The organism is Streptomyces sp. NPDC020742 (assembly GCF_040641675.1).
GTDB lineage: Bacteria > Actinomycetota > Actinomycetes > Streptomycetales > Streptomycetaceae > Streptomyces.
The window spans coordinates 88,847-114,296 of the sequence record NZ_JBFAEA010000007.1; the positions used below are offsets into that span (position 1 = coordinate 88,847).

A 25,450-nucleotide genomic window follows, 5' to 3' on the forward strand; every position below is an offset into this window, starting at 1 on the left:
ACTCTATGGGTGTCCGAACAGAGGGGTCAAGGGCGATGGCGGCTGCCGATACCGGAGGATCGCAGGTCAAGTCCGCGGTACGGACGGTGGAGTTGCTCGAGCACTTCGCGGGCCGGCCCGGTATGCACTCCCTCGCCTCCGTCCAGGAAGCCGTCGGCTACCCCAAGTCCAGCCTCTACATGCTGCTGCGCACCCTCGTCGAGCTGGGCTGGGTCGAGACCGACGCCACCGGCACCCGTTACGGCATCGGCGTCCGGGCGCTGCTGGTCGGCACGTCGTACATCGACGGCGACGAGGTGGTGGCCGCGGCCCGGCCGACCCTGGACCGGCTCTCCGACGACACCACCGAGACCATCCACCTCGCCCGCCTCGACGGCACCAACGTCGTCTACCTCGCCACCCGCCCGTCGCAGCACTACCTGCGGCCCTTCACCCGGGTCGGCCGGCGGCTGCCCGCGCACTCCACCGCGCTGGGCAAGGCGCTGCTCGCGACGTACACCGACGACCAGGTCCGGGCGATGCTGCCGCCGACCCTGGACCGGCTGACCGAGCACACCCTCACCGACCGCGAGCAGTTGATCGAGGAGCTGCACGCGGTGCGCGAGCAGGGCTGCGCGGTCGACCGCGAGGAGAACACCCTGGGCCTGCGCTGCTTCGGCGTCGCGATCCCCTACCGCACCCCGGCCCGGGACGCGATCAGCTGCTCGGTGCCGGTGGCCCGACTGACCCCCGACCACGAGCAGCTGATCAAGGACACCCTGTTCGCCGCCCGGGACCGACTGGCCCTGGCCACCCGGCGGCTGTGACCCGCGCCGACGGCCCGGCTCCGCCGCACGGGGGAGCCGGATCGTCGGCAGGGCCGAGGCGGCCGGAGCACCGGGCCGGGATGCTGGTCGACGTGACCACCGCAGCCGTCAGCGCCCGCCCCGCCCTCCGCCCTGGACCGGGCGGGCCGGAACGCCCCACTCCCCCTCGGTACCCGGCCTACCCTGAGCGAATGATCGTCGGGATGCCGCCGGCCGCTGCCGGGGCCACCTCCACCTCCGGACGCGGGGCCACACGGTGCGGATGAGAGCCCGCGTCCTGGCCCGGCACTGGATCCACCTGGTGCTGGGCGGCGCCCTGTTGATGCCGTACTTCCTGCTCGCCTCGGTCTTCGTCCCGCTGTTCGACGGCTCTCCGGGGCTTCTCACCGACCCGGCCTGGTACTTGGCGTTCGGCGGGGCCCTCCCGGTCGCCTTCCTCAGCGCCGCCACCGTCTTCTTCCCGGTCGTACGGATGGTGGAGACGGTCACCGCCAAGGCGCTGTGCGGGCTGCCGGACAGCGGTCCGGACGACGTGACCGCGGCGTCCTGGGCGGTCCGCCGGCGTACCGCCGCGTGGTTCACCCTGCACCTGTTCACCGGCGGCATCGTCAGCGGGATGACGCTGTCCTCGCCGCCCGCCGCGGTGGTGTTGATGCTGCTGCCATTCTCCGAACGGCTGCGCCACTCCCCGATGCCCTTCGCGGAACCGTTCACCGGCTGGCTCGGCCCGCCGGCCGGGCTGGCCCTGCTGGCGTTGCTGCTGGTCACCGTCCGGGTCTGCGGGGCGGTACAGACCCGCTGCGCACCCGCGCTGCTGGGCCCCACCCCCGCCGACCGGCTGGCCGCCGCCGAGCGCCGGACCGCGGACCTGGCGACCCGCAACCGGCTGGCCCGCGAACTGCACGACTCGGTCGGGCACGCGCTGAGCGCCGTCACCCTCCAGGCGAGCGCCGCCCGCCGGGTGCTGGAGTCCGACCCCGCCTTCGCCCGCCAGGCGCTGGCCGCCATCGAGGAGACCACCCGCGAGGCGGTCGCCGAACTCGACACCGTCCTGGGCCTGTTGCGGGAGGAGGACGGCGGCGACCCCGCGGAGCCGGCACCCACCCTGGACGGCCTGGAGGCGCTGCTCGGCCGGACCCGCGCGGCGGGCGTGGCCGTCGAAGTGACCGTCGAGGGGCGGTGCACGGGGCTGCCGCCGGTGGTCTCCCGGGAGGCCTACCGGATCGTCCAGGAGGGCCTGAGCAATGCGCTGCGGCACGCCGGACCGGTCCCGGTACGGCTCCATGTGCACCGCACCGAGCGGGAGTTGGTGCTGCGGATGACCAACCCGCTGTCCCTGCTGGCGGACGGCGAGACCATGGACGGTGTAACGGGCGGCGCGAGGGACGGCGCAGCGCAGGAGGCACTGCACGACGCCACGGGCGACATCGCCACCGGCGTGCGCGGGCCCGCCGTGCCGGCGCCCCGGGTGGGCGGCGGCCGGGGACTGCGCGGGATCGCCGAACGGACCCGACTGCTGGGCGGTGCGGCGACGGCGGGAGCACGGGGCGGCATCTGGCAGCTGACGGCGCGGCTGCCCCTGGCGGGAGCGGAAACGGGGTCGGGGACGGGGACGGGAGCGGAGGCGGGGACGGGAGCGGGGGCGGGGACGGGAGCGGAAGGGGAAGCCGGAGCGGAAAGGGAAGCGGGAACGGGAGCGGGGACAGGGGGACGCAGCACGCGGGGCGTCAGGGTGTCAGGACGTCAGGCGGTGCGCAGCGCCCGGACCAGGGGGAGCACGAGGATGGCTAGGGGAACCGGAAGTGACCACAGTGACCACAGTGACCACAGCGCAGGAAGATGACGAGACGCCAGGGGTCGGCCCGGTCCGGGTGCAACAGGAGGGCGGTGCGCAGCGCCCGCTGCGGATCGTCCTCGCCGACGATGAGCGGATGGTCCGTACCGCGCTGCGCGCCATCCTGGGCGCCGAGAGCGATATGGACGTGGTCGGCGAGGCGGCGACCGGAGCCGAGGCCGTGCCGCTGATCCGTCAACTGCGGCCGGACATCGTGCTGATGGACGTCCGGATGCCGGAGATCGACGGTATCCGCGCCACCGAACAGGTGCTCAACGGGATGGACGCCCCGCCCCGCATCATCGTGGTGACGACGTTCGAGAACGACGCCTCTGTGTATGACGCCCTGCGGGTCGGAGCCAGCGGCTTCCTGCTCAAGCGGTCCGGCGCGGAGGACCTGGTCCAGGCCGTACGACTGGTGGCGCGCAGCGACTCGCTGCTGTTCCCGGCGGCGGTGCGCCGACTGGCCGCGCAGCACGCCGGGGAGCGGGTCGCCCAGGACACCGTGCGGGAGCTGCGGGCCCGGCTGTCGGAGCGGGAGCGGGCGGTGCTGCGCCTGATGACGGCCGGGCTGACCAACGCCGAGATCGCCGAGCGGCTGGGCGTCGGCCCGGCCACGGTGAAGACCCATGTGGCGGGGGTGCTGGCCAAGCTGGGCGTACGGGACCGGACCCAGGCGGTGATCGCCGCGTACGAGTGCGGGTTCGTCCGGCCGGGGTGAGGGCGCGGACCAGCGGACGGGCACGGGCGAGTGCGAGTGCGAGTGCGGGCCAATGCGAGTCGGGGCGAGTGCGAGTCGGGGCGAGTGCGAGTCGGGCGACGGACGGGCGCAGTACGGCCGGCGCCCGCCGGCTCCCGCCGCCCCGCTGCCGGCGTCCGAGCCGCTCCGCGTCCAGGTAGCCGGGGCCGCCGCCAGGAACAGGGCCCGGGCCAGGACCGGGAGCCGGACCGGGACCAGGGCCAGGAGCGGGCCCCGGGGTGCCGCGGGTGCCAGGGGCGCCGCTCGTCCCGGACGTGCCACGCGCCCCGGGAGCGGGGCTGCCGGGAGCCGGCGGGGTACCGGGGCGGGGATGACGCGGTCCGCACGCACCAGGCGCCGGTCGGGGGTGGGTCCGGGGACAGCTCCAGGCCGTGGTTGATCCGCGCGGTCGGCTCCGTGACGAGGGCGGGGCCGGTCGGTGAGCGACGCGCGGACCTCGCCGGCATCCGGGCAGCGCAGCCGTGCGCCAAGCCGATTCACACGATCCGTCAACTGCCTTGCCCCCGTGGTCAGCCGCTCCCTAACTTGTCCATCCGTCTGAACGCCGTGCGCCCGCGACGCCCGCCGCACGCGACAACCGGGACCGTCCCCACCCCAGCCGGAGGAGCACCCGTCCATGACCACGCCCCGCACCGTCCTGCTCACCGGCGCCGCCGGCGGCCTCGGCACCCTGATGCGTGAGCTGCTGCCGCCCCACGGCTACCGGCTGCGCCTGTTCGACCAACGCCCCATCGAGGGCGAACCGGACGCCGTCACCGCCGAGTTGGCCGACACCGAGGCGCTGCGCGCGGCCATGCGCGGGGTGGACGCGGTCGTCCACCTCGCCGGAATATCCCTGGAAGCCCCGTTCGAGAAGATCCTCCGCGCCAATGTCGAGGGCACCTACCACCTCTACGAGGCGGCGCGCGAGGCCGGTGTCCGCCGGGTCGTCTTCGCCTCGTCCAACCACGCCGTCGGCTTCACCCCGCGCCCCGCGGACGGCTCCGCCGCCATCCCCGTCGGCACCCCGCGCCGCCCCGACACCTACTACGGGCTCTCCAAAGGCTTCGGCGAGGACCTCGCCTCCCTCTACTGGGACCTGCACGGCATCGAGACGGTCTCGATCCGCATCGGCTCGTGCTACCCGGAGCCCACCACCGTACGCATGCTCTCGCTCTGGCTGAGCCCGGGCGACTGCGCCCGCCTGCTGCACGCCTCGCTCAGCGCCCCGGGCGTCGGGCACACCGTGGTCTACGGCTCCTCCGCCAACACCCGCCTGTGGTGGGACCTGTCGAGCGCCCGGTCCCTGGGGTACGCACCGCGGGACGACTCCGAGCCGTACGCCGCACGGCTGCTCGCCGCCGAGGGCGCACTGGAGCCCGGCAACCCCGAGCACGCCCACCTCGGCGGCGATTTCTGCACCGACCCCCCGCAGTGGCCACACTGACCTGCGCTCCCCGGTGGGAGGCGCGGGCGGGGCCGGTGCGACCGGTGGGAACCCGCGCCGCCCAGGTGGCGTCCTGGTGGGTGTACGGAACCTCCGCGCAGGAACGAGGAACGCATCATGGGCATCGTCAGCTGGCTCGTACTGGGGCTGATCGCGGGCGTCATCGCCAAGGTCCTGCTGCCCGGACGGGACCCGGGCGGACTGGTCGGCACAACCCTGATCGGCATCGTCGGGTCCTTCATCGGCGGCTGGCTGTCCACCAAATTCCTGCACCGCCCGATACCCAAGGACTTCGGCGAGCCGTCGATGTGGATCGCCTCGATCGCCGGCGCCCTGGTCCTGCTGATCGTCTACCGGCTGCTCTTCGGCAACTCCCGCGAACGATGACCGGCGGCCACCGCGGTCACCCGTCCGCAGGTAATGGAACCGCAAAGGCGAGCCGATCGTTGGTCCCGGCATGACCGCTATGACTCCTGGCTCGAACCTCCCGCTCAGCGCCGCGCGGGTGGCGGTGGACGTCACCGCTCCCGTGCGGCTGGACGTATCGGGCCTGCTGCTCGCCGCCGACGGCAAGGTGCGCTCCGACGCCGACTTCGTGTTCTACAACCAGCCCGGCGGACCGGGCGTGACGCACTCCGCGGCGGCCGGCGGCGGCGGCGACACCATCACGGTGGACACCGCGGCGGTGCCCGCGGACGTCGAGAAGATCGTGGTCACCGCGAGCCTGGACGCCCCCGGCGCGACCTTCGCCGGCACCGAGCCCACCGGCACGGTCACCGACGCCGACCACGGCACAGTGCTCGCCTCCTTCACCCCGCCGCGGCTCGGCCCGGAGACCGCGCTGGTGGTCGTCGAGATCTACCGCCGGGGCGGCGCCTGGAAGGTCCGCGCGGTCGGCCAGGGTTACGCCAATGGCCTGGCGGGCATCGCCACTGACTTCGGCGTCCAGGTGGAGGAGCCGGCCCCGCCGGCCGCCGCCCCGCAGACGCCGCCGGCACCCGCTGCTCCCCCGGCCCCGCCCGCTCCCGCGCCCGCCGACCAGTGGGGGCCTCCGGCTGGCGCCCCGGCGCCCGTCGCCCCGCCGCCGGCCGCCGCTCCCCCTGCCGCACCGGCTCCTGGCACCGGCACCGGCGCCGGCAAGGTCAACCTCGACAAGGGCCGGGTCAGCCTGCAGAAGAACCAGACGGTTTCGCTGGTCAAGGGCGGCGCCCCGCTGCTCGGCTCGGTCCGGATGGGCCTGGGCTGGGAGCCCGCCTTCCGCGGCCGGGACATCGACCTCGACGCCTCCGTGATCGCCTACGGCCCGGACCGTAAGAAGATCGACAACTGCTTCTTCGGCAAGCTGATGATCCTCGGCGGGGCCATCCAGCACTCCGGCGACAACCTCACCGGCGAGGGCGCCGGCGACGACGAGTCGATCACGGTCCACCTCGGCGGGCTGCCGCCCGAGGTGACCGGCCTGGTCTTCGTCGTCAACTCCTTCTCCGGCCAGAAGTTCTCCGACGTCGCCAAGGCCTACTGCCGCCTGGTCGACGCGGGGACCGGCGAGGAGCTGGTCCGCTTCGACCTCACCCACTCCGAGCCCCGGACGGGCGTGATGATGGCGAAGCTGATCCGCCAGTACTCCGGCGAGTGGGAGATGACGGCCATGGGCGAGTTCGTCGATGCCCGCACGGTCCGCGGGATGGCCAAGCCGGCCGGCCAGGCCCTGTAGGCCCGGTCGCCCGGCGGGCCACGCGGTACGCGGTACGCGGTACGCGGTACCGAACCCCAGGCCGACCGCGTCGCGCGGCACCGCCGGGCGGCTGCCCTTCCCTGGTGCGGGACCGGTCCAGGGCCGAGAATTGTGGGGTCCTACTCGTCGAGCTCACCCCCTCTGCTCACCGTCGGCACGCCCACCGGGCTCCCCCGTATCCCGCCGGCCCGCACAAGGAGCGCGCGATGACGCAGCAGCCGCCGCCGGCCGGCGCCGCCGGGCCCTCCGGCCACCCGGACGGCGCAGCCCGGCCACCGGACCTTCCCGAGCGGGTCGCCACGCTCTACGGGGCCTACGACCTGAGTACCGTCCCGGCCTTCGCCGGCGGCTTCATCAACTTCGGCTACTGGGCCCGGGTGCCGCACACCGCCGGCCGCCGGCTGACCGAGGCCGACCGGGTGCGCAGCGAGCAGGACCTCTACCGCCTGGTGCTGGACACCTTCGGCGGCCCGCGCGGCCGTACCGCCCTGGAGGTCGGCTGCGGGCGCGGGCTGGGCTGTGCGCTGGCGCTGCGGGAGTACGGACTGGGCGCGGTGACCGGCCTGGACGCGCACCCCGACCAGATCGCCCGCGCCCGGGAGGTGAACGCGGAGCTGCTCGACGGGCCGGCCCGGGACGCCGGCCGGCTGGAGTTCGTCCTGGGCGCCGCCGAGCGCCTCCCGCTGCCCGACGGCTGCGTCGACTGCGTGTACTCGGTCGAGGCCGCACAGCACTTCCGGGCGCTGCCGGCGTTCGCCCGGGAGGCGGCGCGGGTGCTGCGGGCCGGCGGCCGGCTGGCGCTGACCACGTTCTTCGCCCGGACCCCGGCGGCGGCCCGCGAGCTGCCGGCGCTGCTGCCCCCGTACGCCGACGGCCTGGACGTGCCGTACGTGGTCGACGAGGTCGCCGCGGAGCTGGCCGCGGCGGGCCTGCGCGAGGTGGCGGTGCGGGCGATCGGCGAAGAGGTGTGGGAGCCCTACGACCGCTACCTGGCGCAGCAGGCGGCGCCCCGTGACCGGTGGGCGCGCCGCTACCTGACGGCCTATGAGACCGGGCTGCTGGACTACTACCTGCTCACGGCCTCGGCGGCCGGCTGAGCCGCCGGCCGCCGAGGCCCCGTCGTCAACTCCCGTCGCGGGACAGGCGGGAGGGTGACGACAGGGCCGAGGCGCAGGGGTGGTGAGGTGCGCTCAGCGCTGCGGACGCTGCCGCTTCCAGGGGCCGGTGATGGCCAGCATGATGCCGGGCTCCTGGATGTTGGCGAACAGCGTGCGCCCGTCCGGGGAGAACACCGGGCCGGTGAACTCGCTGAACTCCGGCTTGTCGGCGGTACCGATGTTGAGCTCGTTGCGGGCGATCGGGTAGGTCCGCCCGTCGTCGGTGGCCCCGAAGAGGTGCTGGACGCCCTCGCCGTCCTCGGCGATGATCAGCCCGCCGTAGGGCGAGACGGTGATGTTGTCCGGGCCGTCGAACGCGCCGTCCTTGTCCGGGTCGGGGTTGACGCCCAGCAGCACCTTCAGGGTCAGCGTCCGCCGCTTGGGGTCGTAGAACCAGACCTGGCCGTCGTGCTGGACCGGGCTCTCCTCACGGGCGAAGGAGGAGACGATGTACGCGCCGCCGTCCGCCCACCACAGGCCCTCCAGCTTGCGGGCCCGGGTGACCTCGGTGTCCTTGAACTGCTTGCGGACCGAGGTGGTGCGGGCGTCGCGGTCGGGCACCTCGACCCAGTCGACGCCGTAGACGGTGCCGGCCTTGGTGGCCCGGGAGAGGTCGTCGACGAACCGGCCGCCGGAGTCGAAGCACCGGAAGGCGGACAGCACCCCGGCGTCATCGGCGAGCGTGCGCAGCCGGCCGCGGCCGTGGTGGAAGCCGTGCGGCGGGGTCCAGCGGTAGAAGAGGCCGTTGGGGCCGGAGGCGTCCTCGGTCAGGTAGAGGTGGCCGCGCTTGGGGTCGACGACGACGGCCTCGTGGGCGTAACGGCCCAGCGCCTTGATCGGCTTGGGGTCCCGGCCGGCCTTCAGGTCGTACGGGTCGACCTCGAAGGCGTAGCCGTGGTCCTTGGTCATGCCGTGCTCGCCGGCCTTGTCCTCGGTCTCCTCGCAAGTGAGCCAGGTGCCCCAAGGGGTGGTGCCGCCCGCGCAGTTGGTGGACGTGCCGGCGATGCCGACCCGCTCGCCGACCGGGGTGCCGTCCTTGGCGACCTCAACGACGGTGCAGCCGCCGGACGCCGCCGGGTCGTAGACCAGCCCCTCGGTCAGCGGCACCGGGTGCGGCCAGTCGGCGCGCGGGCCCTTCAGCTCGTGGTTGTTGACCAGGAGGGTGGTGCCACGGTGGCCCGCGAAGGTGCCGGTGCCGTCGTGGTTGGACGGCGTGGACTCCCCGCTGTCGAGCTTGGTGACCCCGGAGCGGGTGACGATCTTGTACGAGAATCCGGCGGGCAGCGCGAGGATGCCGTCGGGGTCCGGGACCAGCGGGCCGTAGCCGATGCCGTGCTCGGGCGCCGCACCGTCGGCGCCGGCGTCAGGCAACTCCTCGCCGATGGCGCCGGGCGCGGTGGCCAGCACGCCGACGCTGCCGGCCAGCGCGACCCCCGCACCGGTCAGGGCGGAGCGCTTGGCGAAGTCTCTTCGGGTGAGCGGCATTGTCATCTCCAAGATGGCCGGTTTCTACTCCCCTGCGCCGCTCACGCTCTCGTGCGCTGTCGAACGCCAGTTGAACGCGGTCCGACATCCAGGAAGCAGTTGGGCCGGGCGGGACCCGCTCGGGTCCCGCCCGGCCCGCACCGGCTCAGGGCCCGCCTCAGCCCGACTTCTGCGACCGCGCCTTGAAGGCGGCCTTGCGGGCCTCCTTGGCGGACTTCTTGTCCGGGTGCAGCCGGCCCATGGCCTCCAGGACGTCGGCGGTGGCCGGGTGGTCCACCCGCCAGGCGGTGTCGAAGAACCCGCTGTGCTGGTCGGTCAGCCCCTGGACCAGCTCACGCAGCTCGGTCTCGGCCTCCTCGTCGGCGTTGTCGAGCTGGGCCGCGATGGTGTCCACCGTCAGCCAGAAGATCATGTCCTGGGAGGGCTCGGGGATGTCGGGCAGCGCCCGCTCGGCGAGCCAGACCCGGGCCAGGCCACCCAGCTGCCGGTCGTCGAGCACCTCGCGCAGCGCGGTCTCGGCATCGGTCGGCAGCAGCGACAGGGTCTGCTGGGCGGCGAGCCGGCGGTGCGGGGCGCGCTCGTCGTCGCCGCGGGCGGCCGCGAGCAGATCACGGGCGGCGTCCACCGGGGTACGGGCGGCCAGCCACTGCTCGGACTCGGCGCGGGCCAGCGGCTCGGGGTAGTCGGGCAGCGCCTCCAGCAGGACGTCGCCACCCTTGTCGACGAGGTCGCCGACCGCCGGGGCGTCGGCGCCGGCGTCCAGCAGCCGGGCGCGTACCGCGTAGACGCCGAGCGGGGTGAGCCGGACCATGCCGTAGCGGGAGACGTCCTCGTCGGTGAGCGGCTCGGCCGTGGGGCCGGCGCCGGGACCGACCGGCTCGCCCTGCTCGTCCAGCTCCTCGATGAGCGCCTCGTCCACCGGCCGGTACACCACCAGGCCGATCGGCTCCAGCACCCGGAACTGGTCGTCCAGCCGCATCATCGCCTCGGAGACCTCTTCGAGGACGTCGTCGGTGGGCTCCTCCATGTCGTCCGGGACGATCATGGAGGCGGCCAGGGCGGGCAGCGGGACGTCCTGGTCGGGGTGCTCGGCGAGGGCGGAGAGCAGGTAGAGGTTGCCGAGGATGCCGTCGAGCAGCTCGGCCTCCTCCTCCGGGTTCCAGTCGAGGGCGTCCAGGTCCAGCTCGCCGCCCTCGGAGAGCTGGTCGGCGAGGTCGGCGAGGTCCGGGGCGGCGGCGTCGGCGAGCACGGTCTCCATGCCGACGAGCCAGATGTCGAGGACGTCCTGGGGGCTGCCCGAGGTCAGCAGCGCGAGGTCCTCGCCGGGGGTGGCGGTGCCGACGGCGGCGTCGTCCGGCAGCTCCTCGCCGTCCTCCTCGGCGTCCTCCGGGCCCTCGTCGATCTCGACCAGTCCGGTGTCCACCGCGAGCTGCCAGGCCTCGGCGGTGTAGGCGGGGCCGTCCTCGTCGCCGGCCAGCCCGAGGTGCTCGGTGGCCTCGGCCAGCGCGTCGTGGAGGATCTCACCGCCGACGCCGACCGGGACACCGCGCTCGGCCCAGCGGGCGAGCTTGGCCGCCCGGGCCAGCAGGGGGGTGCTCAGGGCGTCCCGGGCCAGCTCCGCTTCGGGGTGCAGCCGCACCGGCGGCAGGGTCGGGCGGTCTGCGGACATCGGCTGCTCAGCTCCTCGGAACGGACTACGGCTGGGGGACCTCCCAGCGGTAGCTGGGGAGTGCGCCGCCCAAGCGTAGACGGAATTCTCCGTATCTCGGACGGTTCACCCCGCCGACTCCTGGCGGACCCTGGCAGAACCTTGACAACTCCCTTGCACACACCGGAGATTGACGCGCGTAGCGTGCGGGGCCCGGCCCGTGCACATCGTGCCGTGGAACCGCGACATTCACCCCCCATTTCCCCTCGGAGGCATGCATGCCGTCCCGTCGTCCGCTCCGTAGACCGGCCGCCATCAGCGCGGTGGTCACCGCCGCCCTCGCCGGCGGACTGCTGGTCACCACCCAGTCCGCCTCCGCGGCCGGCGCCCGGATCCACGACATCCAGGGCAGCACCCGCATATCCCCGCTGGCCGGCACGGACGTCAGCGACGTCCCCGGTACGGTCACCGGGATCCGTTCGTTCGGCTCCTCGCGCGGCTTCTGGGTGCAGGACCCGCACCCGGACGACGACCCGGCCACCAGCGAGGCGGTCTTCGTCTTCACCGGCAAGGAGACCCCGAAGGTCGCCGTCGGCGATGCGATCACCTTCTCCGGCAAGGTCAGCGAGTACTACCCGGGCGGCAAGGACGCCGGGCTCCAGTCGGTCACCGAGATCACCGGTGCCACCTGGAAGACCGTCTCGGCGGACAACCCGCTGCCGGCCGCCTTCCGGCTCACCCCGTCCTCGGTGCCGAATCGTTACGCCCCCACCGCGGGCAGCAAGAGCATCGAATCCCTCAAGCTCCGGCCCTCCTCGTACGCGCTGGACCGCTACGAGTCCCTGGAGGGCATGCGGGTCTCGGTCTCCGACGCCCCGGTCGTCGGCCCGACCAACAGCTACCACGAGCTGTGGGTGACCGCCGAGCCCCAGCACAACCGCACCGCCCGGGGCGGCACCCTCTACCGCTCGTACCAGGACCCCAACGGCGGCCGGGTCAAGGTGGCCTCGCTGATCCCGTTCTCCCAGCAGCCGTTCCCGATGGCCGACGTCGGTGACCGACTGACCGGCACCACCGCCGGGCCGCTGGACTACGACAACTTCGGCGGATACAGCCTGCAGGCCACCGAGTTGGGCAAGCTCGCCGACCACGGGCCGGCGCAGGAGACCACCCGCAAGCAGAAGTCCGACGAGCTGGCGGTGGCCACGTACAACGTGGAGAACCTCTCCCCGGCCACCCCGCAGGCCAAGTTCGACCGGCTCGCCAAGGCGCTGGTGCACAACCTCTCCGCGCCGGACGTGGTCGCCCTGGAGGAGGTCCAGGACGACAGCGGCCCGAAGGACGACGGCACGGTCACCGCCGGCACCACCCTGAAGAAGCTCACCGACGCGATCAAGGCGGCCGGCGGCCCGGCGTACGACTGGCGGCAGATCGACCCGGTCAACGACCAGGACGGCGGCCAGCCCGGCGGCAACATCCGCACCGCGTTCCTGTTCAACCCGGAGCGGGTGTCCTTCACCGACGTCAAGGGCGGGGACGCCACCACACCGGTGAAGGTGGTCGACGACCACGGCCGGGCCGGGCTCTCCGCCTCCCCGGGCCGGATCGCGCCCACCGACGAGGCCTGGAAGACCAGCCGCAAGCCGCTGGTCGGCGAGTTCGCGCCCAAGAGCCGCCCCGACAAGCGGGTGTTCGTGGTCGCCAACCACTTCAACTCCAAGGGCGGCGACCAGGGCCTGGACAGCCGCTTCCAGCCGCCGGGCCGCAGCTCGGAGACCCAGCGCACCGCGCAGGCCAAGCTGGTCAACGGGTTCGTCAAGGACCTGCTGGCCAAGGACCCCAAGGCCGATGTGGTGGTGGCCGGCGACCTCAATGACTACCCGTTCTCGCCGGCCCTGAAGGACCTCACCGCCGGGGGTGTGCTCACCGACCTGGTGAACGGGCTGCCGGTCGCCGAGCGGTACGGCTACGTCTACAGCGGCAACTCCCAGGTGCTGGACCACATCCTCACCAGCCGGCACCTGACCAAGCCGGACTACGACATCGTGCACCTCAACGCCGAGTTCGCCGACCAGGCCAGCGACCACGACCCGCAGGTGCTGCGGATCCGGCCGTAGCACGCAGCACACCCCTTCCGGGCATCACCCCGGGTAACCCCTCCGTCACCCGACCGGCCCACGTCCACGGGCCGACCGGCGTCGGGGGTGCGGTACTGGGCCTGTAAGAAACATTCGGCGAGACATGAGGAGTCATCATGCCGAAGGCGCAGAACCGTAAGTCGGGCAACAAGGACCGTGCCGCGGAGCGGCGCTCCGACCAGCAGAAGCGGAAGCCGTCGGAGGAGTCCGCATCCGAGCGCACCCAGGACCTGAAGCGTTCGCGGAACGGCCTGACTGACGCGTGATGGGCCTGTGATGCCCGAGCGGCCGTCGCACCGGAAGGTGCGGCGGCCGCTCCGCATGATCCGGTCACACCCTCAACGACGTAGCACCCCTAAAGGAACTGCCGAAGAACAACTAAGTGGACGTGAAACATGATGGGCCCTCACACTCCCGGCATGACCACCGAGACCGCACCCCTGACCCCGCCGCTCGCCGCTTCCCCGTTCGGCCGTACCGCCACCGCGATGGTCACCCCGTTCACCGCCGACAGCACACTCGACGCGGTCGGCGCACAGCAGCTCGCCGTCCACCTCGTCGACGAGGGGGGCTGTGACGCACTGGTGCTGAGCGGCACCACCGGCGAGTCCCCGACCACCTCGGACGCCGAGAAGGAGACCCTGCTGCGGGCCGTCGTGGAGGCGGTCGGCGACCGTGCGCGGATCACGGCCGGGGTGGGAACCAGCGACACCCGGCACTCGGCCGCGCTGGCCCGCAGTGCCGAACGGGCGGGCGCGCACGGCCTGTTGGTGGTCACCCCGTACTACTCGCGGCCCACCCAGGAGGCCGTCGCCCACCATCTGCGCACAGTGGCGGACGCCACCGGGCTACCGGTGCTGCTGTACGACATCCCCGGCCGCACCGCGACCGCGCTGACCGCCGAGACCCTGCTGCGGCTGGCCGAGCACCCGCGGATCGCCGGGGTCAAGGACTGCGGCAACGATCCGCTGAAGACGGCGAAGGTGCTGGCCGCGACGGGCCTGGCCTACTACGCGGGCAGCGATGAACAGATCCTGACGCTGCGCGCCCTGGGCGGCAGCGGCTGCATCAGCACCGCCGGCAATGTCGCACCCCGGGCGGTGTGCGCCGTCCTGGACGCTTACGACGCCGGCGCCACCGCCGAGGCCGCCCGCCGGCAGCTCGCCCTGACCTCGCTCATCGAGGCCGTGACCGGCTCGGAGACCCCCGGCACCGTCGCCGCCAAGGCGCTGCTGCGCCACCTGGGGCTGCCCGCCGGACCGGTCCGCGGCCCGCTGCTGGACGCGGACGACCGGCTCACCAGCCGGCTGGTGGACGCGCTGCGGACGGCCCTGGACCGGACGGCGGATGCGGCGCGGGGTACGGCGGTGCCTGCGGCGGCCAGGGCTGCTGTGCCTGGCTAGCCGCTCCCGGGTGGGGCGCTGCCGGGTGGGGCGGGGTGGCCGCCGGGCCGGTGTGGTCGATCCCCCGCTCGCCTGGGTACTCCCCCTCGGGTCGCTCCTCCTCCGGGAGCAGGTCCCGGACCAGCAGCGTCGCACCGGCCACCGCGCCGGGCATCAGCACCACCGCGATGAACGGGATCAGGAACAGCAGCACCAGCGGGGTGCCGAAGCCGACCGCGAGGCCGGTGCGGGCGCGCAGCAGCCGCAGCCGCTCGCGCACCGGTACGTCCCGGCGCTGCATCGCCACCGAGGTCAGCTCGACGGCGAGGAAGAAGCCGGAGACGCAGAAGCCGACCGCGGGCACCACGGTCTGGCCGAGGAACGGCACGAAGCCGAGGACGAACAGCAGGATCCCGAAGCCCGTCGCCCGCAGCAGCACATGGACGCTGTCGCGCAGCGCGATCCCGATCTCCTGCCACAGCGGCCGGCCCGGTCCCGGCGGGCAGTACCCCTCGCTCTCCTCGACCTTCTCCGACAGCGACTCGTAGAAGGGGTCGCCGATCAGCAGCGTGACAGCGGTGAAGGTGAGGACCGACAGGGTCAGCCCGCCGGCGAACAGCAGCGCCACGAACGTCCCGCGCAGCAGCCCCTGCCAGGGCGAGCCCCAATCGTCGGCGAACGGCGTCGCCCAGGCGGCGATATCGCCGGCCCAGAGGGCGAGCACGGTGAGCACCGCGGCGTAGAGCACCAGCGTGATCAGCGCCGGGATCAGCCCGAAGCCCCACCACCGGCCGTGCCGGGCAACCCATCGCTGCCCCTGGCCCAGATACCGCATCCCCGTCACAAGATCACGCATGCCGGTAAGCCTAGCGGCGGCCGGGCGGCGGCGGGACGGGGGTGCTGGGCGACGGACGACGGCGGCCCGGCGGAGGTGTCCTCCGCCGGGCCGCCGCGCGCTGCTGCCTCAGTTGTGGCTGTGCAGGATCTCGTTGAGGCCGCCCCAGACCGCCTTGTTCGGCCGGGCCTCGACCGCGCCGGTGGTGGAGTTGCGGCGGAAGAGGATGTTGTCGCCGCCGGAGAGCTCCAGCGCCTTGACGATCTGGCCGTCGGGCATGGTGACCCGGGTGCCGGCCGTGACGTACAGACCGGCCTCGACCACGCACTCGTCGCCCAGGGCGATCCCGATGCCGGACTCGGCGCCCAGCAGGCAGCGCTCGCCGATCGAGATGATCTGCTTGCCGCCGCCGGACAGGGTGCCCATGGTGGAGGCACCGCCGCCGATGTCGGAGCCGTCACCGACGACCACGCCGGCGCTGATCCGGCCCTCGACCATGGAGGTGCCCAGCGTCCCGGCGTTGAAGTTGACGAAGCCCTCGTGCATCACGGTGGTGCCGGCCGCGAGGTGGGCGCCGAGGCGCACCCGGTCGGCGTCCGCGATCCGCACCCCGGCGGGGGCGACGTAGTCGGTCATCCGCGGGAACTTGTCGACGCTGGTGACCTGGAGGTGCAGCCCCTCGGCACGGGCGTTCAGCCGCACCTTCTCCAGCTGGTCGACGGCCACCGGGCCCAGCGAGGTCCAGGCGACGTTGGCCAGCAGACCGAACACGCCCTCCAGGTTCTGCCCGTGCGGCTTGACCAGCCGGTGGCTGAGCAGGTGGAGGCGCAGGTAGGCGTCGTGCGCGTCCAGCGGCTTGTCGTCCAGGGAGGAGATCACCGTACGGACGGCGACGACCTCGACATCGCGAACCGGGTCGGGACCGATCGCCTTGAGGGCGGCGGCACCCAGCAGCTCGGCGGCGCGCTCGTCCTCCAGGCGCTCGGTACCGGCCGGGCCGGGGGCCTGGGCCGAGGCCGCGACCAGCTCGGGCGCCGGGAACCAGGTGTCGAGAACGGTGCCGTCGGGGGTGACGGTGGCGAGCCCGGCGGCGACGGCGCCGGTGGTGGGGGAAGCGGAAGCAGCTGCATCGGTCATGTCGGAAACCTAACCGGAGCGCCCCCGCGGAGGCGAACCGGTCTCAGCGTTCGGGCCCGGTCCGCAGGGTCGCCCCACCTGTTCCGTGAGACCCCACGGGCCGCCGCCCGGGTCCCGCGCACCCGCCATCGCCGTGGCTCAGCCCAGCACCCCGGCCAGCCCGGTCCGTACGGACGCGGGGTCAAAGGGCTGCCCGGTCAACAACGTTGCGTACGGTCGTACACAGCCTTTCCGGCCATGCTTCCGCGGGCCGGACGGGCCGGGCGCGCCCGGAACGGCGAAACGGCCGCGCCCGCCGGAAATTCCGGGGGCACGGCCGTATCGGCTCGGCCTTTCGGGCGCCGACGTCTCAGACGTTGAAGCCCAGCGCGCGCAGCTGCTCGCGGCCGTCATCGGTGATCTTGTCCGGGCCCCACGGGGGCATCCAGACCCAGTTGATCTTCAGCTCATTGACGATGCCGTCGGTGGCGGACTTCGCTTGGTCCTCGATGACGTCGGTCAGCGGGCAGGCCGCGGAGGTCAGCGTCATGTCGATGGTGGCGATATTGGCGTCGTCGACGTGGATGCCGTAGATCAGCCCCAGGTTGACGACGTCGATGCCCAGCTCGGGGTCGACGACATCGTAGAGCGCCTCGCGCACCTCCTCCTCGGAGGCCGGCTTGGTGGTGGTCGGGGTGTCGGTCATGCGGTCGTTGCCTCCTCGGAGAGGGCCTTGGCCGTGGCGTCCTTCCAGGCCATCCAGCTGAGCAGCGCGCACTTCACACGCGCCGGGTACTTCGAGACGCCGGCGAACGCCACCGCGTCCTCCAGCACCTCCTCCATGGCGTCGTCAGGCTCGAGCTGGCCCTTGGACTGCATCAGCTCCAGGAACGTCTCCTGGATCTTCTGCGCCTCACCGAGCTCCTTGCCGACCAGGAGGTCGTTGAGCACCGACGCACTGGCCTGGCTGATCGAGCAGCCCTGCCCCTCGTAGGACACATCCCCGATCGTCGTGCCGTCCAGCCGCACGCGCAGCGTGATCTCGTCGCCGCACGTGGGGTTGGTGTGGTGCACCTCGGCGTCGCCGTCCCGAAGACCGCGCCCATGGGGGTGCTTGTAGTGGTCCAGGATGACGTCCTGGTACATGGAATCCAGCTTCACGACTCAGTCAGTCCTCGTCCTCATCCGCTGTGCTTGTCTAACCGAAAAAGTTGCGGACGTGCTCCAGGCCCTCGACCAAGACGTCGACCTCGGCCGGGGTGGAGTACAGATAGAACGACGCTCGCGTGGTCGCCGGAATTCCGAAGCGCAGGCAGACCGGACGCGCGCAGTGGTGCCCCACCCGGACCGCGATGCCCTGCTCGTCCAGCACCTGGCCGACGTCGTGCGGGTGGATGTCGCCGAGCGTGAAGGAGATCGTCGCCCCGCGGTCCTCGGCCGTGCTGGGGCCGATGATGCGCAGGTCGGGGACCTCCAACAGCCGCTTGACGGCGTACTCGGTGATCGCGTGCTCATGGGCGGCGATCTTGTCCATACCGATCGAGGTGAGGTAGTCCACGGCCGCGCCGAGGCCGACGGCCTGGGCGATCGGGGGCGTACCGGCCTCGAACTTGTGCGGCGCCGGGGCGTAGGTGGAGGAGTGCATCGAGACGGTCTCGATCATCTCGCCGCCGCCGAGGAACGGCGGGAGGTCCTCCAGCAGCTCCTGGCGGCCCCAGAGCACGCCGATGCCGGTCGGGCCGCACATCTTGTGGCCGGTGAAGGCCACGAAGTCGGCCTGCAGCGCCTGCACGTCCAGCACCATGTGCGGGGCGGCCTGTGAGGCGTCGATGCACACCAGCGCGCCGACCTCCTGGGCCCGCCGGATGATCGTCTCGACCGGGTTGACCGTGCCCATGATGTTGGAGACCAGCGTGAAGGAGACGATCTTCGTCTGCTCGGTGATGATCTCGTCGATGTTGGACAGGTCGAGGCGGCCGTCGTCGGTGATGCCGAACCACTTCAGCTTCGCGCCGGTGCGCTGCGAGAGCAGCTGCCACGGCACGATGTTGGAGTGGTGCTCCATCTCCGTGATGACTATCTCGGTGTCGCGGTCCACCCGGTAGGGCTCATCGGCCCAACCGAGCATGTTCGCGACGAGGTTGAGCGACTCCGAGGCGTTCTTGGTGAAGATCACCTCGTCGCGGCTCGGCGCGTTGATGAAGGCCGCCACCTTGTCGCGGGCACCTTCGTACAGCGCCGTGGCCTCCTCGGCGAGCACATGCACGCCGCGGTGGACGTTGGCGTTGTGACGTTCGTAGTAGGCGTTCAGGGCGTCGAGGACCTGGCGCGGCTTCTGCGAGGTCGCCGCGTTGTCCAGGTACACGACCTTCTTCCCGTCGTGGACCTGGCGGTCCAGAAGGGGGAAGTCCTTACGGATCGCCTCTGTGTCGAGGAGGCCCGGCAGCTGTGTCACGCGGTCGTACCACCCTTCACGTATGCCTCGTAGCCCTCGGCCTCCAGCTTGTCCGCCAGCTCCGGGCCGCCGGACTCGGCGATCCGGCCGTTGGCGAAGACGTGGACGTGGTCGGGCTTGATGTAGCGCAGGATGCGCGTGTAGTGGGTGATGAGCAGGGTGCCCACCTGGCCCGTCTCGCGGATGCGGTTGACGCCCTCGGAGACGATCCGCAGCGCGTCGACGTCCAGACCCGAGTCGGTCTCGTCGAGGATCGCGATGGCCGGCTTCAGCAGCTCCAGCTGGAGGATCTCGTGGCGCTTCTTCTCACCGCCGGAGAAGCCCTCGTTGACGTTGCGCTCGGCGAACGCGGGGTCCATCTGGAGGCGCTCCATGGCCTCCTTGACCTCCTTGACCCACAGCCGCAGCTTGGGGGCCTCACCGCGGATCGCGGTCGCGGAGGTGCGCAGGAAGTTGGAGACCGAGACACCGGGGACCTCGACCGGGTACTGCATGGCGAGGAAGACGCCGGCCCGGGCGCGCTCGTCGACGGACATCGCAAGGACGTCCTCGCCGTCGAGGGTGACGGTGCCGCCGGTGATCGTGTACTTGGGGTGACCCGCGAGCGAGTAGGCGAGGGTCGACTTGCCGGAGCCGTTGGGGCCCATGATGGCGTGCGTCTCGCCCTGCTTCACGGTCAGGTCGACGCCCTTCAGGATCTCGCGCGGGCCGTTCTCGGCCTCGACGGAGACGTGCAGGTCGTGGATCTCAAGCGTTGCCATGGGTGACTCAGGACTCCTGGGTGACGGAGACGAGCACGTCGTCCCCTTCGATCTTTACGGGGTATACGGGGACGGGGCGCGTCGCGGGAAGGCCGCTGGGCTTGCCGGTGCGCAGGTCGAAGCTCGAACCATGCAGCCAGCACTCGATCGAGCAGTCCTCGACCTCGCCCTCCGAGAGGGAGACGTTGGCGTGCGAGCAGATGTCGTTGATCGCGAACACCTCGCCCTCGGTGCGGACCAGGGAGACCGGGACGCCGTCGAGTTCCACCCGCTTGGGGGTGTCCTCCTCCAGCTCGCTGAGCGCCGCTGCGCGTACGTAGCTCATACCGCGGATGCTTCCAGCTCGGCCTCGATCTTGCTCATCAGGCGCTCCTCGACGTCCGGCAGTCCGATCTGCTGGACCAGCTCGGCGAAGAAGCCGCGCACGACCAGGCGGCGGGCCTCATCGGCCGGGATGCCGCGAGCCATCAGGTAGAAGAGCTGCTCGTCGTCGAAGCGACCGGTCGCCGAGGCGTGGCCGGCGCCGACGATCTCGCCGGTCTCGATCTCCAGGTTGGGCACCGAGTCGACCCGCGCGCCGTCGGTCAGGACGAGGTTGCGGTTGAGCTCGTAGGTGTCCGTGCCGGTCGCCGCGGCCCGGATCAGCACATCGCCGATCCACACCGCGTGCGCGTCCGCACCCTGCAGGGCGCCCTTGTAGACCACGTTGGAGCGGCAGTTGGCCGCCTCGTGGTCGACGAAGAGCCGGTGCTCGTGGTGCTGGCCCTGCTCGGTGAAGTACAGGCCGTAGAACTCGGCCTCGCCGCCGGGGCCCGCGTAGGTGACCCGCGGGTGCAGGCGGACCAGGTCGCCGCCGAAGGTGACGACCACGGACTTGAAGCTGGCGTCCCGGCCGACCAGGGCGTTGTGCTGGCCCGCGTGGACCGCGTGGTCGTCCCAGTCCTGGACGGAGACGACGGTCAGCTTGGCGCCGTCGCCGAGGAGGTAGTCGACGTTGGCGGCGAGCACCGCGTCACCGGTGTGGTCGATGACCACGACCGCCTCGGCGAACGCGCCGAGCTCGATGACCTGGTGGCCGAAGACGGTGCCGCCCTCGCCGTGCACCGAGATCCGGATCGGCTCGGTCAGCACGGTCTCCTTGGGGACCGTGACCACCGACGCCTTCTCGAACGAGCTGTAGGCCTGGGCCGCGACCCGGTCGACGGGCTTGCCGGCCTTGCCCACCCGGGGGTCGGCGCGGTCGACCAGCTCGTGGGTGACGCCCTCAGGCGCGGTGATGTCCATCTTCAGGTCGGGGCCGCCGGCCACGGCGGAGCCGTCGTGCAGGCCCTTCAGCCGTGCGAGCGGAGTGAAGCGCCACTCCTCCTCACGGCCGTGCGGCACCGGGAAGTCCGCCACGTCGTAGGACGGCGGGGCGCTCATCCGGGTGGCAACGGTGGACTCCGCGGCCACCGCGAGGGAGCCGGTGGTCGTGGAACCCGCCGGTGGGGGTCCCCCCTGCCCGAGGGCACTCGAGGACTTGGGGGAGTTCTGAGCCTCAGCCATGGCTGTCGTCGTGCTCGCTTTCTGCAATCAGGGAGTCATTCGCTGCGGGGGCGCGGCGTCAGCCGACCGCGCCTTCCATCTGCAGCTCGATCAGCCGGTTCAGCTCCAGCGCGTACTCCATCGGCAGCTCACGGGCGATCGGCTCGACGAAGCCGCGCACGATCATCGCCATGGCCTCGTCCTCCGACAGCCCGCGGGCCATCAGGTAGAACAGCTGGTCCTCGCTGACCTTGGAGACCGTCGCCTCGTGGCCCATGGAGACGTCGTCCTCGCGGACGTCGACGTAGGGGTAGGTGTCCGAGCGGGAGATGGTGTCCACCAGCAGGGCGTCACACAGCACGTTGGACTTGGAGCCCGCGGCGCCCTCGCCGATCTCCACCAGACCGCGGTAGGACGTCCGGCCGCCGCCGCGCGCCACCGACTTGGAGACGATGTTGGAGGAGGTGTTCGGCGCCATGTGGACCATCTTGGAGCCGGCGTCCTGGTGCTGGCCCTCGCCGGCGAAGGCGATCGACAGGGTCTCGCCCTTGGCGTGCTCACCCATGAGGTAGACCGCCGGGTACTTCATGGTCACCTTGGAGCCGAGGTTGCCGTCGACCCACTCCATGGTCGCGCCCTCGTAGGCGACGGCGCGCTTGGTCACCAGGTTGTAGACGTTGTTCGACCAGTTCTGGATGGTCGTGTAGCGGCAGCGGCCGCCCTTCTTGACGATGATCTCGACGACCGCGGAGTGCAGCGAGTCCGACTTGTAGATCGGCGCGGTGCAGCCCTCGACGTAGTGGACGTAGGCGTCCTCGTCGACGATGATCAGCGTCCGCTCGAACTGGCCCATGTTCTCGGTATTGATCCGGAAGTAAGCCTGGAGCGGGATGTCGACGTGGACACCCTTGGGCACGTAGATGAACGAGCCGCCGGACCACACCGCGGTGTTCAGCGACGCGAACTTGTTGTCGCCGACCGGGATGACCGTGCCGAAGTACTCCTGGAAGAGCTCCGGGTGCTCCTTGAGCGCGGTGTCGGTGTCCAGGAACAGGACGCCCTGCGCCTCCAGGTCCTCACGGATCTGGTGGTACACGACCTCGGACTCATACTGCGCGGCGACACCGGCGACCAGCCGCTGCTTCTCCGCCTCGGGGATGCCCAGCTTGTCGTAGGTGTTCTTGATGTCCTCGGGCAGCTCCTCCCAGGAGGCGGCCTGCTGCTCGGTGGAGCGGACGAAGTACTTGATGTTGTCGAAGTCGATGCCCGACAGGTCCGAGCCCCACTGCGGCATCGGCTTCTTGTCGAACAGCTTCAGGCCCTTGAGGCGGAGCTTGAGCATCCACTCCGGCTCGTCCTTCTTCGCCGAGATGTCACGGACGACGTCCTCGGAGAGACCGCGCTTCGCCGAAGCGCCGGCCACGTCGGAGTCGGCCCAGCCGTATTCGTACTTGCCCAGGCCCTCGAGCTCAGGGTGAGCAGTCTCCGTGGGGAGCGTCATGCGGGGTTCCTCCCGGCCGTGCTTGCAGATGCTGTGGTGGTCTTGGGGTGGTGCTCACCGGGGCGGTGAGCCGTCTTGCCGGCACCGGCCTTCGGGACGAAGGTCGTGCACACCCCGTCGCCGTGGGCGATGGTGGCAAGGCGCTGTACGTGGGTCCCGAGCAAACGGGAGAAGACCTCGGTCTCCGCCTCGCACAGCTGCGGGTACTGCTCGGCGACGTGGGCGACCGGGCAGTGGTGCTGGCAGAGCTGTTCACCGAGCTGGGGATTGGGCGCACTGCGCGCCGTAGCAGCGTACCCGTCCGCGGTCAACGCCTTCGCCAGGGCCTCGGTACGGGCCTCGGGCTCGGCGCCGTCGACCGCCTCGCGGTAGACCTCGGCCTGGGCGGCGAGCCGTGCCCGGGCGAAGGCGGCGACGGCCGCCTCGCCCTGCTCGCCACCACCCGCGGACTGCGCGATCCAGCGCAGCGCGTCCGAGGCGAGCTGGTCGTAGGCCTGGTCGAAGGCGTCCCGACCGCAGTCGGTGAGGGCGAAGGCCTTGGCCGGGCGGCCGCGGCCACGATTGCCGTAGACCCGCTTCTCGCGGGGCTCGACGACACCCTCGGCGACCAGCGCGTCCAGATGACGGCGGACGGCAGCCTGGGTCAGCTCCAGCCGGAGGGCGAGCTCGGCGGCGGTGGACGGACCGTGGTCGAGGATGGAGCGGGCGACCCTGTTGCGGGTGCCCTGCTGTTCGTCGTGCGGCGCCGGGGCGGCCTGCTTGGCCTGCTCGGACCGTCCGGGCGCGGAGTCGGCCGGCCCGACGGTCGGATCGACCGCAGGCTCCCGCTGATCCTCGCTCGCGTATTTCACAACGCCATTGTTGCGTAATTCGTCAAAGTGATTCAAGCCTCGCACAGACCACCGAGTGGTGGCCTCTATCACTTAGGCTTACCTCATTCAAGCCCTGTTTTCCGGCCCCGGAACGGGCGCTGACCTGCGACGGCGCCAGCGCCCTCGGAAGCCGACGATCATGGCCCGCACGGCCCGGAAAAAATTTCCGCCACACACCGCCGGACCGGCGACCCCGGCCGCCGGTCAGCACCCACGCCCCCGTTGAGGACTGTTGCCCCGGCGCTTCGTAGACTGCCCGGCATGCGCAGCAGCTCCCCGGAGGGCGCCCCCCGGACACCAGGCCGCGAGCCTGCCGTCGAGATCACCGGCCTGGTCAAGCGATACGGGACCAAGACCGCGGTGGACGGGCTCGACCTGACCGTCGCCGGTGGCGCGGTGACCGCCGTCCTCGGCCCCAACGGCGCCGGCAAGACCACCACCGTCGAGATCTGCGAGGGCTACCGCCGCCCGGACGCCGGCCGGGTCCGCGTCCTGGGCCTGGATCCGGTCGCCGACGCCGCGGCGCTGCGGCCGCGGATCGGGGTGATGCTGCAGTCCGGCGGGGTCTACGCGGGCGCCCGCGCCGAGGAGATGCTGCGGCACACCGCCACCCTGCACGCCCACCCGCTCGAGGTGGACCACCTCATCGACCGCCTCGGCCTGGGCAGCTGCGGCCGGACGCCCTACCGGCGGCTGTCCGGCGGTCAGCAGCAGCGCCTGGCGCTGGCCATGGCCGTGGTCGGCCGCCCCGAGCTGGTCTTCCTCGACGAGCCCACGGCCGGCCTCGACCCGCAGGCCCGGCACGCCACCTGGAACCTCGTGCGCGAGCTGCGCACCGACGGCGTCGGGGTCGTGCTGACCACCCACTTCATGGACGAGGCCGAGCAGTTGGCCGACGATGTCGCGATCATCGACGGCGGACGGGTGATCGCCCAGGGCAGCCCGGACGACCTGTGCCGCGGCCGCGCCGAGAACAGCCTGCGCTTCACCGGCCGGCCGGGCCTCGACCTCGCCTCGCTGCTCAAGGCGCTGCCCGCGGACAGCGCCGCCACGGAACCGGCCTCCGGCGTCTACCGCGTCCAGGGGAAGATCAACCCGCAGCTGCTGGCCACGGTCGCCTCCTGGTGCGCACAGAACGGCGTGATGCCCGACGCGATAGCCGTCGAGCGGCACACTCTGGAGGACGTCTTCCTGGAGCTCACCGGTAAGGAGCTGCGCGCATGACCGCCACCGAGGCCGGTACCGGTACCGGAACCTTCGCCCCGCGGCCCGGTGCCGCCCCGCTGCCCCGGATGATCCGTGCGCAGGCCGCCCTGGAGACGCGGATGCTGCTGCGCAACGGCGAGCAGCTGCTGCTGACCGTCGTCATCCCCACCCTGCTGCTGGTGCTCTTCTCGGCCGTGGACATCGTCGACACCGGCGCCGGGAAGGCGGTGGACTTCCTCACGCCGGGCATCCTCGCGCTGGCGGTGATGTCCACCGCGTTCACCGGCCAGGCCATCGCGACCGGCTTCGAGCGGCGCTACGGCGTCCTGAAGCGGCTGGGCGCCTCACCGCTCCCCCGCTGGGCGCTGATGACCGCCAAGACCTGCTCGGTGTTGGTCACCGAGGTGCTGCAGATCGCGCTGCTGACCGTGATCGCCTTTGCGCTGGGCTGGTCCCCGCAGGGCGGTCCGCTCCCGGTCGCCGGGCTCCTGCTGCTGGGGACCGCCGCGTTCTCCGGCCTGGGCCTGCTGATGGCCGGGACGCTCAAAGCGGAGGCCACGCTGGCCGCCGCCAACCTGGTCTTCCTGCTCCTGCTGGTGGGCGGCGGGGTGATCGTCCCGCTGACGAAGTTCCCGGGCGCGGTCCAGCAGGTACTGCACCTGCTGCCGATCTCCGCGCTGTCGGACGGGCTGCGGGCGGTGCTCCAGCACGGCGCCGGCACCCCCTGGTCCGACCTGGCGGTCCTGGCCGTCTGGGCGGTGCTCGGGCTGGGGGCGGCCGCGAAGTTCTTCCGCTGGGAGTAGATGTCC

24 protein-coding genes are annotated in these 25,450 nt (G+C 72.0%); 12 read left to right on the top strand and 12 right to left on the bottom strand.

What is annotated here, in order from left to right; genetic code table 11:
- The first annotated feature begins 35 nt into the window (after positions 1-35).
- The 7 genes from AB0G84_RS15290 (at position 36) to AB0G84_RS15320 (ending at position 7,658) form a co-directional block, all read left to right on the top strand.
- Positions 36-806, top strand: a complete 771-nt coding sequence (locus AB0G84_RS15290) for an IclR family transcriptional regulator (protein ID WP_361320195.1) — start codon at positions 36-38, stop codon at positions 804-806.
- 262 nt (positions 807-1,068) lie between these two features.
- On the top strand, positions 1,069-2,649 hold the full coding sequence (locus AB0G84_RS15295) for a histidine kinase (RefSeq protein ID WP_361320197.1): 1,581 nt from the start codon (positions 1,069-1,071) through the stop codon (positions 2,647-2,649).
- A gap of 28 nt (positions 2,650-2,677) precedes the next feature.
- Positions 2,678-3,361: a response regulator transcription factor gene (locus tag AB0G84_RS15300; protein ID WP_361320545.1), complete on the top strand. Its 684-nt coding sequence runs from the start codon at positions 2,678-2,680 to the stop codon at positions 3,359-3,361.
- 655 nt (positions 3,362-4,016) lie between these two features.
- Positions 4,017-4,826, top strand: a complete 810-nt coding sequence (locus AB0G84_RS15305) for an NAD(P)-dependent oxidoreductase (protein ID WP_361320199.1) — start codon at positions 4,017-4,019, stop codon at positions 4,824-4,826.
- Between the two features lie 117 nt (positions 4,827-4,943).
- A complete protein-coding gene (locus tag AB0G84_RS15310) occupies positions 4,944-5,213 on the top strand; it encodes a GlsB/YeaQ/YmgE family stress response membrane protein (RefSeq protein WP_361320201.1) in 270 nt (89 codons plus the stop codon).
- Positions 5,214-5,292: 79 nt separating this feature from the next.
- Complete coding sequence (locus AB0G84_RS15315) at positions 5,293-6,540, top strand: TerD family protein (protein ID WP_361320547.1); 1,248 nt, start codon at positions 5,293-5,295, stop codon at positions 6,538-6,540.
- Between the two features lie 227 nt (positions 6,541-6,767).
- Positions 6,768-7,658 (top strand): methyltransferase domain-containing protein, encoded by an 891-nt coding sequence (locus tag AB0G84_RS15320; protein WP_361320203.1) that lies wholly within the window; start codon positions 6,768-6,770, stop codon positions 7,656-7,658.
- A gap of 93 nt (positions 7,659-7,751) precedes the next feature.
- Here the strand turns inward: AB0G84_RS15320 and AB0G84_RS15325 are convergent, their stop codons facing one another.
- Together AB0G84_RS15325 and AB0G84_RS15330 are read right to left on the bottom strand one after the other, a co-directional pair.
- Positions 7,752-9,203: an alkaline phosphatase PhoX gene (locus tag AB0G84_RS15325; protein WP_361320205.1), complete on the bottom strand. Its 1,452-nt coding sequence runs from the start codon at positions 9,201-9,203 to the stop codon at positions 7,752-7,754.
- A 157-nt stretch (positions 9,204-9,360) separates the two neighbouring features.
- On the bottom strand, positions 9,361-10,872 hold the full coding sequence (locus AB0G84_RS15330) for a hypothetical protein (protein WP_361320207.1): 1,512 nt from the start codon (positions 10,870-10,872) through the stop codon (positions 9,361-9,363).
- Positions 10,873-11,129: 257 nt separating this feature from the next.
- On the opposite strand from AB0G84_RS15330, the gene AB0G84_RS15335 reads away from it, so the two are divergent.
- The 3 genes from AB0G84_RS15335 to dapA all read left to right on the top strand — a co-directional run bounded on the left by AB0G84_RS15335 (position 11,130) and on the right by dapA (position 14,392).
- Entirely contained in the window at positions 11,130-12,968 is a 1,839-nt protein-coding gene (locus tag AB0G84_RS15335) for an endonuclease/exonuclease/phosphatase family protein (RefSeq protein ID WP_361320209.1), read from the top strand.
- A gap of 137 nt (positions 12,969-13,105) precedes the next feature.
- Positions 13,106-13,255 carry a hypothetical protein gene (locus tag AB0G84_RS15340; RefSeq protein ID WP_164993262.1) on the top strand — a complete coding sequence of 50 codons (150 nt, stop codon included), beginning with the start codon at positions 13,106-13,108 and terminating at the stop codon, positions 13,253-13,255.
- Positions 13,256-13,408: 153 nt separating this feature from the next.
- On the top strand, positions 13,409-14,392 hold the full coding sequence (gene dapA / locus AB0G84_RS15345) for a 4-hydroxy-tetrahydrodipicolinate synthase (protein WP_361320211.1): 984 nt from the start codon (positions 13,409-13,411) through the stop codon (positions 14,390-14,392).
- Here dapA and AB0G84_RS15350 read toward each other — a convergent pair.
- From AB0G84_RS15350 to AB0G84_RS15395, 10 genes are all read right to left on the bottom strand, one after another.
- A complete protein-coding gene (locus tag AB0G84_RS15350) occupies positions 14,286-15,227 on the bottom strand; it encodes an EI24 domain-containing protein (RefSeq protein WP_361320213.1) in 942 nt (313 codons plus the stop codon). The two genes, dapA and AB0G84_RS15350, sit on opposite strands and share 107 nt — an antisense overlap.
- Positions 15,228-15,335: 108 nt before the next feature.
- Positions 15,336-16,343, bottom strand: a complete 1,008-nt coding sequence (gene dapD / locus AB0G84_RS15355) for a 2,3,4,5-tetrahydropyridine-2,6-dicarboxylate N-succinyltransferase (RefSeq protein WP_361320215.1) — start codon at positions 16,341-16,343, stop codon at positions 15,336-15,338.
- Positions 16,344-16,692: 349 nt separating this feature from the next.
- Complete coding sequence (locus AB0G84_RS15360; protein WP_086718002.1) at positions 16,693-17,028, bottom strand: metal-sulfur cluster assembly factor; 336 nt, start codon at positions 17,026-17,028, stop codon at positions 16,693-16,695.
- Positions 17,025-17,483 carry a Fe-S cluster assembly sulfur transfer protein SufU gene (gene sufU / locus AB0G84_RS15365; protein WP_361320217.1) on the bottom strand — a complete coding sequence of 153 codons (459 nt, stop codon included), beginning with the start codon at positions 17,481-17,483 and terminating at the stop codon, positions 17,025-17,027. The genes AB0G84_RS15360 and sufU overlap by 4 nt, the downstream gene beginning before the upstream one ends.
- Before the next feature lie 37 nt (positions 17,484-17,520).
- On the bottom strand, positions 17,521-18,777 hold the full coding sequence (locus AB0G84_RS15370; RefSeq protein WP_361320219.1) for a cysteine desulfurase: 1,257 nt from the start codon (positions 18,775-18,777) through the stop codon (positions 17,521-17,523).
- Positions 18,774-19,538 (bottom strand): Fe-S cluster assembly ATPase SufC, encoded by a 765-nt coding sequence (sufC, locus tag AB0G84_RS15375; RefSeq protein WP_361320221.1) that lies wholly within the window; start codon positions 19,536-19,538, stop codon positions 18,774-18,776. Before sufC ends, AB0G84_RS15370 begins: the two co-directional genes overlap by 4 nt.
- A gap of 7 nt (positions 19,539-19,545) precedes the next feature.
- Positions 19,546-19,863, bottom strand: a complete 318-nt coding sequence (locus tag AB0G84_RS15380) for a non-heme iron oxygenase ferredoxin subunit (protein WP_361320223.1) — start codon at positions 19,861-19,863, stop codon at positions 19,546-19,548.
- Entirely contained in the window at positions 19,860-21,083 is a 1,224-nt protein-coding gene (gene sufD / locus AB0G84_RS15385) for a Fe-S cluster assembly protein SufD (protein ID WP_361320225.1), read from the bottom strand. The genes AB0G84_RS15380 and sufD overlap by 4 nt, the downstream gene beginning before the upstream one ends.
- Before the next feature lie 58 nt (positions 21,084-21,141).
- Positions 21,142-22,563, bottom strand: coding sequence for a Fe-S cluster assembly protein SufB (gene sufB / locus AB0G84_RS15390; RefSeq protein ID WP_361320227.1), 1,422 nt, complete (start codon positions 22,561-22,563; stop codon positions 21,142-21,144).
- On the bottom strand, positions 22,560-23,414 hold the full coding sequence (locus AB0G84_RS15395) for an ArsR family transcriptional regulator (protein WP_361320229.1): 855 nt from the start codon (positions 23,412-23,414) through the stop codon (positions 22,560-22,562). The genes sufB and AB0G84_RS15395 overlap by 4 nt, the downstream gene beginning before the upstream one ends.
- Positions 23,415-23,696: 282 nt before the next feature.
- Between AB0G84_RS15395 and AB0G84_RS15400 the strand changes: the two genes are divergently transcribed.
- Both AB0G84_RS15400 and AB0G84_RS15405 read left to right on the top strand, forming a co-directional pair.
- Positions 23,697-24,659: an ABC transporter ATP-binding protein gene (locus tag AB0G84_RS15400; protein WP_361320231.1), complete on the top strand. Its 963-nt coding sequence runs from the start codon at positions 23,697-23,699 to the stop codon at positions 24,657-24,659.
- Entirely contained in the window at positions 24,656-25,444 is a 789-nt protein-coding gene (locus AB0G84_RS15405) for an ABC transporter permease (RefSeq protein WP_361320233.1), read from the top strand. Before AB0G84_RS15400 ends, AB0G84_RS15405 begins: the two co-directional genes overlap by 4 nt.
- The last annotated feature ends 6 nt before the right edge of the window (positions 25,445-25,450 follow it).

Coding starts and splice junctions, on each gene's coding strand:
- dapD (WP_361320215.1), bottom strand. CDS start 16,343: ATGACCGATGCAGCTGCTTCCGCTTCCCCCACCACCGGCGCCGTCGCC.
- AB0G84_RS15400 (WP_361320231.1), top strand. CDS start 23,697: ATGCGCAGCAGCTCCCCGGAGGGCGCCCCCCGGACACCAGGCCGCGAG.
- AB0G84_RS15320 (WP_361320203.1), top strand. CDS start 6,768: ATGACGCAGCAGCCGCCGCCGGCCGGCGCCGCCGGGCCCTCCGGCCAC.
- AB0G84_RS15350 (WP_361320213.1), bottom strand. CDS start 15,227: ATGCGTGATCTTGTGACGGGGATGCGGTATCTGGGCCAGGGGCAGCGA.
- dapA (WP_361320211.1), top strand. CDS start 13,409: ATGACCACCGAGACCGCACCCCTGACCCCGCCGCTCGCCGCTTCCCCG.
- AB0G84_RS15340 (WP_164993262.1), top strand. CDS start 13,106: ATGCCGAAGGCGCAGAACCGTAAGTCGGGCAACAAGGACCGTGCCGCG.
- AB0G84_RS15405 (WP_361320233.1), top strand. CDS start 24,656: ATGACCGCCACCGAGGCCGGTACCGGTACCGGAACCTTCGCCCCGCGG.
- AB0G84_RS15380 (WP_361320223.1), bottom strand. CDS start 19,863: ATGAGCTACGTACGCGCAGCGGCGCTCAGCGAGCTGGAGGAGGACACC.
- sufC (WP_361320221.1), bottom strand. CDS start 19,538: ATGGCAACGCTTGAGATCCACGACCTGCACGTCTCCGTCGAGGCCGAG.
- AB0G84_RS15295 (WP_361320197.1), top strand. CDS start 1,069: ATGAGAGCCCGCGTCCTGGCCCGGCACTGGATCCACCTGGTGCTGGGC.
- AB0G84_RS15310 (WP_361320201.1), top strand. CDS start 4,944: ATGGGCATCGTCAGCTGGCTCGTACTGGGGCTGATCGCGGGCGTCATC.
- AB0G84_RS15360 (WP_086718002.1), bottom strand. CDS start 17,028: ATGACCGACACCCCGACCACCACCAAGCCGGCCTCCGAGGAGGAGGTG.
- AB0G84_RS15330 (WP_361320207.1), bottom strand. CDS start 10,872: ATGTCCGCAGACCGCCCGACCCTGCCGCCGGTGCGGCTGCACCCCGAA.
- AB0G84_RS15315 (WP_361320547.1), top strand. CDS start 5,293: ATGACTCCTGGCTCGAACCTCCCGCTCAGCGCCGCGCGGGTGGCGGTG.
- AB0G84_RS15290 (WP_361320195.1), top strand. CDS start 36: ATGGCGGCTGCCGATACCGGAGGATCGCAGGTCAAGTCCGCGGTACGG.
- AB0G84_RS15325 (WP_361320205.1), bottom strand. CDS start 9,203: ATGCCGCTCACCCGAAGAGACTTCGCCAAGCGCTCCGCCCTGACCGGT.
- AB0G84_RS15335 (WP_361320209.1), top strand. CDS start 11,130: ATGCCGTCCCGTCGTCCGCTCCGTAGACCGGCCGCCATCAGCGCGGTG.
- AB0G84_RS15305 (WP_361320199.1), top strand. CDS start 4,017: ATGACCACGCCCCGCACCGTCCTGCTCACCGGCGCCGCCGGCGGCCTC.
- sufD (WP_361320225.1), bottom strand. CDS start 21,083: ATGGCTGAGGCTCAGAACTCCCCCAAGTCCTCGAGTGCCCTCGGGCAG.
- sufB (WP_361320227.1), bottom strand. CDS start 22,563: ATGACGCTCCCCACGGAGACTGCTCACCCTGAGCTCGAGGGCCTGGGC.